Annotated in this window: 5 protein-coding genes and 1 pseudogene; all 6 read right to left on the bottom strand. The window is 67.7% G+C overall.

Translation table 11 applies throughout. From position 1 onward, the window contains the following. Positions 1 to 189: pseudogene (locus RWO33_RS01945) on the bottom strand (sulfite reductase flavoprotein subunit alpha); the annotation flags it as partial. Further along, the gene (locus tag RWO33_RS01940) at positions 186 to 1,160 is read right to left on the bottom strand and encodes an FAD:protein FMN transferase (protein WP_314101512.1); all 975 of its coding nucleotides are present in this window, start codon (positions 1,158 to 1,160) and stop codon (positions 186 to 188) included. The pseudogene RWO33_RS01945 and the gene RWO33_RS01940, both read right to left, overlap by 4 nt. Positions 1,161 to 1,184: 24 nt before the next feature. Continuing rightward, entirely contained in the window at positions 1,185 to 1,991 is an 807-nt protein-coding gene (locus RWO33_RS01935) for a DUF4198 domain-containing protein (protein ID WP_314101510.1), read from the bottom strand. 54 nt (positions 1,992 to 2,045) lie between these two features. Further along, entirely contained in the window at positions 2,046 to 2,564 is a 519-nt protein-coding gene (locus tag RWO33_RS01930) for a DUF2271 domain-containing protein (RefSeq protein WP_314101507.1), read from the bottom strand. A 41-nt stretch (positions 2,565 to 2,605) separates the two neighbouring features. Then, positions 2,606 to 3,247: a PepSY-associated TM helix domain-containing protein gene (locus RWO33_RS01925; protein WP_314101523.1), complete on the bottom strand. Its 642-nt coding sequence runs from the start codon at positions 3,245 to 3,247 to the stop codon at positions 2,606 to 2,608. A gap of 246 nt (positions 3,248 to 3,493) precedes the next feature. Then, positions 3,494 to 5,920 (bottom strand): TonB-dependent receptor, encoded by a 2,427-nt coding sequence (locus RWO33_RS01920; RefSeq protein ID WP_314101504.1) that lies wholly within the window; start codon positions 5,918 to 5,920, stop codon positions 3,494 to 3,496. Between the last annotated feature and the right edge of the window lie 80 nt (positions 5,921 to 6,000).

Below are 6,000 nucleotides of genomic sequence, written 5' to 3'. Positions count from 1 at the left end.
CCACAGCAGCGCGCACACCGCCGCGTACGCCACGACGCTGCCCGCCGCCCAGCGCAAGTGCGATGCCGTTGGCGCACCCGGCCACCAGTCTTCCTGCAGGTGCAGGCGCAGCAACAGCCACGCCAGCGCGGCCAGCAGCGCCATCATCGCGAAGTTGCCCAGTACCGCGCTCGAGGGGCCGCGCTTCATGTCGCGGCCTCCTGTTCGGCCAGCAGCCCGGCAAATGCCGTGCTCAGATGTTCGTCGATACCGTGCGCAGTGCGGGTGATGAACCGTGCGGCCATGCCATGCGCGTTGGCGAACGCCAGGCCGCTTTCGATCCCCATCACCGTGAGCGCGGTGGCCCAGCCATCGGCGTGCAGGGCGTCGCGCGCGACCACGGTGACCGCTGCGGCGCTGCGGCTGACCGGCCTGCCCACGCGCGGGTCCAGGGTGTGGCTGTAATGCGTGCCATCCTGGATGAACTGATGGAAGCGGTCACCGGAGGTGGCCACGGCCAGACCGTCCAGCGCCAGCACGCGCGGCGGGTGCGCCAACGCGGCTTCTTCTTCCGGTCCGGCTTCCACCAGCACCCGCCACGGCTGCGCGTCCGGCTTGCGGCCATACCCGTGCAGTTCGCCGCCCACTTCCACCAGCGCGGCGCTGATCTGTCCGGCACGCAGCCAGCGCGTGACCAGGTCCACCGCGAAGCCTTTGGCGATGGCCGACAGGTCCAGTTCCAGCGCGCCCGGTTGCAGCAGGCCGCCGTGTTGCCACTGCAGCCGCTGCCATCCGCAGCGCGCCCGGGTGGCGGCAAGCAGGGCCGCGTCGGGTACGCGCCGGGCATGCGCGTGCGCACCGAAGCCCCACAGCGCCACCAGCGGACCCACGGTAGGATCGAACGCGCCGTCGCTGCGCCGGGCGATGTCGAGCGCGCCGTCCATCACCTCGGCAAACAACGCCGGCAGCGGCAGCGCGGTGCCGGGAGCGGCGCGGTTGAATCGCGAAATGTCGCTGTCCGCTTCCCATGTGCTCATCTGCGCCACCACGGCATCCAGTCGTGCCTGGATGCCGGCATGCAACGGGTGCAGGTCGCGCCCGGAAGGGACGACCAGTTTCACCTGCCAGGTGGTGCCCATGGTGTGGCCACCGAGGCTGGCGATGTCGAGCAGAGCGGTCATGGGGTCGAATGCGGAATCACAGCGTTACTGCGGCAGCACTTCCAGCGTGGCCACGTAGTTCAGGCGGCGGGTTTTGGCCTGCTTGATGGACGTCTTCTTGTCTTCGCTGCTGGTTTCCAGCCAGTACATGCCGGCTTCCGGCCAGGTGACGGTGATCTCGCCCTTCTTGTCGCTGGTGAGCTTGATCTCGTCCTGCGCGTTTCGATAGCGGGTACCGCCGCGGGTGATTTCGAAGGCCAGGCCGGCGCGCGGCTTGCCGTCGACCAGCACGCGGAACGTGGCCGCTTCACCGGCGAACAGGTCGTTGGGATGGCCCAGCGCGACCAGTTCGATGCCACTGCCGGTCGGCGCCAGTGCGGTGGCATTCGGGGTGCCGTTGGTGACGAAGGTTTCCACGCGATTGACCGACTGGCTTACCTGCAGCTTCTTGGCCTTCTTCGGCACTTCGGTGGCGAAGGTGGCCGCGTTGCCGCGCCAGCGCCTCGGCTTGCCGTTCTCTTCCCAGCTGGCCGACAGGCCGTTGTTGACCGACGCCAGGCGATAGGTGCCCTGCTGGGCCAGCTCGACATCGAACACGCTGCGGAACTTGCCGGTGGCCGCGTTCTGCGGCTGCACGGTGCTGCCGTCCGGCGCGGTGATGACCAGGCTCTCCAGGCGCAGCGGCACGTGGTTGAAGTAGAACAGGTCATTGGAGACAGCGGCGTCGACAGTGATCCACGGCTTGTCGCCGGCGATTACGGTCTGCGACGGCTGCAGCCAGGCCTTGTGGGCGACGGCGGAGAACGGAAGTGCGGCGGCCAGGGCGGCGGCGAGGACGAGCGAGCGCTTCATCAACAACTCCAGGTGCGGGCAATGTGGAGCCCTCCGGGCGGAGGGCGGGAAAACTCAGGGCTTGGTCGACAGCGTGACCAGGCCCAGTTCGGTGCTGCCCTGGGCCTTGCCGTTCTGCGCGGCGGTGGCCGGCCAGGTGAAGGGAATCTTGACCAGTTCGCGGCCACCGACTTCGCGCACCGCTTCCACCACCAGGGTGTAGTTGCCCGGGGCCAGGGTCTTCAGTGCAGGCTGCTTGTCGGTGAACGACAGTGCGTGGGTACCGGCCGGCTTGGTCGGTCCGGTCAGGCCGTCCACCGGCACCTTCAGTTCGCGGCCACTCTTGCGCCACCACTGGCGCAGGTCGGGCAGCCACTTGGTGCCGTGGCCCTCGCTGTTGCTGGTCTGCTGGTACCAGACCGCCAGGTTGGCGGCGACCTTCTGGTCGGCCCCTTCCAGCCACACCGCCACATACGGGCGGTGGTACTCGGCCACGTTGAGCTTGGGCACCTCGACATTGATGTCCAGGGTGGTGGCGTATGCCGGCGAGGTGGCCAGCAGGCCGCTCAGGGCGATGGTGAGGGTGACGCGCATGGTGCGGCTCCGGGAAGGTGGAAGGGAACGAAATCCGTGGCTCAGTGGATCAGGATCAGGGCGATCAGCAGCGGCACCATCAGGCCCAGGCCGACCAGCGGCCAGGTCATGCGCCGCTGGCGGGCATGCAGGTGCAGCAGGAACAGGCCGGTGATGCAGAACACCAGGCAGGCCACGGCGAAGATGTCCAGGAACCAGCCCCAGGCCGGGCCGGCGTTGCGGCCCTTGTGCAGGTCGTTCAAGTAGGAGACCCAGCCGCGCGAGGTGGCTTCGTACTCCACCGCGCCGCTTTCGCGGTCGATGCTCAGCCACGCATCGCCACCGGGGCTGGGCATGGACAGGTAGATTTCCTCGGGGGACCACTCGGCCGGGCGCCTGCCGATGGCAATGCCCAGCTCGCGGTCGAGCCAGCGGGCCGCGGCGCGCGGCACCGGGGCATGGCCGTCGCTGCGGTCGCCGAGTCGGCCGAGCAGCTCGGCCGGCAGCTCCAGTTGGCGGTTGACCACCTGCGGGGTGGCCTCGATCTTCGCAGCGTGGTTGAGCGTGATCCCGGTGGCCGCGAACAGCAGCATGCCGATCAGGCAGACGGCCGAGCTGATCCAGTGCCACTGGTGCAGGGTACGCAGCCAGAAGCCGCGGTTCTGTTGTTGCTGCACGGCGGAAGGGGGAGCGCTGGTGGCCACGGTCACGGCAGGAAGGCGAATAGCCAATTACACCATTGATGAGAATGGTTCGCAATTCTTGGTCGCGCGAGGTCGGTCTGCGGCGTGTGCCGACCAACGGTCGGCACCTACCGGCGTGTGAGCGTGCCCGGTGTGTGTGGGGCGCCCGGTGTGCGTGGGGTGCCCGATGTGCGTGGGGCGCCCGGTGTGCGTGGGGGCCGGTAGCGCCCGACCGTTGGTCGGGCGGCGGCGCGCAGCGCCGGGACCTCAGAACTTCGCGTTCAACGAAATCCAGTAACTCCGGCGCTGGTCCTTGGTCGCGTAATCATCCACGCAGTTGAACTCGCTGTCGCTGAGCAGCACGCACGACTGCGACACGAAGTCCTTGTCGAACAGGTTGTTTACCCGCGCGTTCACCGTCAGCCACGGGTTCACGTCCCAGCTGCCGCCGAGGTGGAAGATCGTGTAGTCGTCGTAATACCGCACCTGCGATGCGCTCACGCCGCCCACGTTGGTCACCAGCGTGTCGCGATAGCGGTCATAGCGCCCTTCGCCGATCAGCGCCAGGCTGACGGCATCGCTGATCTGCCAGTTCAGGCTGGCATTGGCCATGTGCCTGGCGGGATTGCCGGCGATCGGTTGGCCGTTCGCGCTGCCGCTGGTCTGCTCGGACTTCGTATACGTGTAGTTGCCGCGCAGCTCCAGGTTCTCGCGCAGGTCCACGTGCGCCGCCGCTTCCACGCCGCGCGTTTCCGCGGTATCGATGTTCACGCTCTGGGTGAACGTGCTGTAGCCCAGCGCCGCCCAGCCCGGACCGACGTCCACGCAGTAACCGCTGCCCGCCGGCGCCACTTCGCAGTTCGGGAAGGTGCCGCCGCTGGCGATCTTGTCGTCGAACCTGTTGAGGAAGCCGGTGAGGTTGAAGCCCCAGCGCTCGCCCGCGTAGTAGCTGGCAATCTCGTAGTTGGTGCTGGTTTCGGGCTGCAGGTTGGGCGAGCCCACCAGCGGCAGCACGCCCTGCCCACCAAAACCGGTCACGCCGGGGAACAGCTGGTCCGGGCGCGGGGTCTTGTAGCCGGTGCTCACGCCGCCCTTGAAGGTCCAGGCGTCGCTGGCATTCCACACCAGGTAGGCGCGCGGGCTGACGTGGCTGCCGAAGATGTTGTGGTCGTCGTAGCGCACGCCCAGGGTGGCGGTCAGCGCGTCGGTCAGCGCCCAGTTGTCTTCGGCGAACACCGACCACATGCGGTGCTTCTGCTTGACGTTGTCGCGGTAGCCGGCGCCGTCCATGCCGAACACGCCGTCGATCATGTCGGTGTCGGTGAACTGGCCGCCCAGGGTCAGTTTGTGCGCGTCGAAGCTCATGTCCAGCATCGTGTCCAGCACGTAGCCTTCCAGCTCTATGGTACGCAGCGGTCGCGGCAGGAAGGCTTCCAGTCGCGCCAGTTCGGTCGCGTTCAACGCCGACAGCCCGTTGCGGCTGCCGGCCGCGCAGTTGTTGGCCGCGCCGGTGCGGCGGCACACGTCGTTCCACAGCGTCTGCAGGTCCGCGCGCTCGTCCAGGGTCAGCGGCAGCGAACGACCGAGGTTGTTGCTCTTGGTGTGGGTCAGCGTGGTCTGCCAGGTGCCGAAGGCATAACGGCCCTGGTGGGTCAGTGCCAGCTGGTCGCGCTCGTAGCGCTGGTAGGCGGTGTAGCCAACGCGCGGCTGCACCACGCGGCGGGTGACGGTGCCGGTGCCGGTCGGGTTGGGAACGGTGGCATTGCCCACCCGCCACAGGCTGGCCAGACTGTCCAGGGTGCCGGTCTGGCCTTCGCTGTTGTCGTACTTCTGGCGGGAAACGTCGTAGTCCAGCGACAGGTCATGGTCGTCGTTGATCGACCAGCCCAGGCGCACGCCGGTGTTCCAGTTGGTGTTGGCCACCGCCTTGCCGCCACCGCCGAAGCCGATGCTGCGCTCCCACGGGGTGCCATCCGGCAGGGTCAGGGCTTCCCACTCGGGGTTGGAGGCCTTGCTGTCGTAATAGCTCCCACGCACGGCCACGTCGAGGCGCTGCTTGACCAAGGGGCCGGTGAGGTAGATGTCGGTGGTGCGCGCATCGCCGAACTGGTCGTCCTGCTGCACGGTGAAGCCCTGGGTCACCGAGCCGTGCCAGCTGTCCTGGTTGCGCCGGGTGATGATGTTGATGACGCCCCCCATGGCGTCGGAACCGTAAAGGGTGGACATCGGGCCGCGTACCACTTCGATGCGTTCGATCGCATCCAGCGGTGGCAGGTAGGCGAACTGGCCGCCACCGAAGTTGTTCGGGTACAGCTGGCCGACATTGCTCTGGCGGCGGCCATCGATCAGCACCAGGGTGTATTCGGATGGCATGCCGCGCATGGAAATGGTGGCGCGACCGTTCTTGTCGGTGGTTTCCATGCCGACGTCGATGCCTTCCACGTCGCGCAGCGCATCCACCAGGCTGGTGTACGGGCGCTTGCTGAGCTCCTCGCGGCTGACCACGCTGATGCTGGCCGGCGCATCGGTGATCTTCTGCTCGAAGCCCGAGGCGGTGACCACCACCTGGTCCAGGGTCCTGGGCTCGCCAGCGACTTCGCCTGCCGCGAAGGCGGACGTGCTCAACGCGCTGAGCAGCGCGATGCTGAGGGTGCGGCGGGGCAGGGACGTGCAACGACGATGGCGCTTGGCCATGGGAGGTTTCCTCGAAAAAATTGCGAGCGCGGGAACGCCGTGGCCGGAGGCCGCAGCGGAATCAGGTAGCGGAAGGGATG

The sequence above is a fragment of the uncultured Stenotrophomonas sp. genome, assembly GCF_963519925.1.
In the GTDB taxonomy this organism is placed as follows: domain Bacteria; phylum Pseudomonadota; class Gammaproteobacteria; order Xanthomonadales; family Xanthomonadaceae; genus Stenotrophomonas; species Stenotrophomonas maltophilia_AE.
This window is presented reverse-complemented; position numbering and strand designations above follow the sequence as displayed.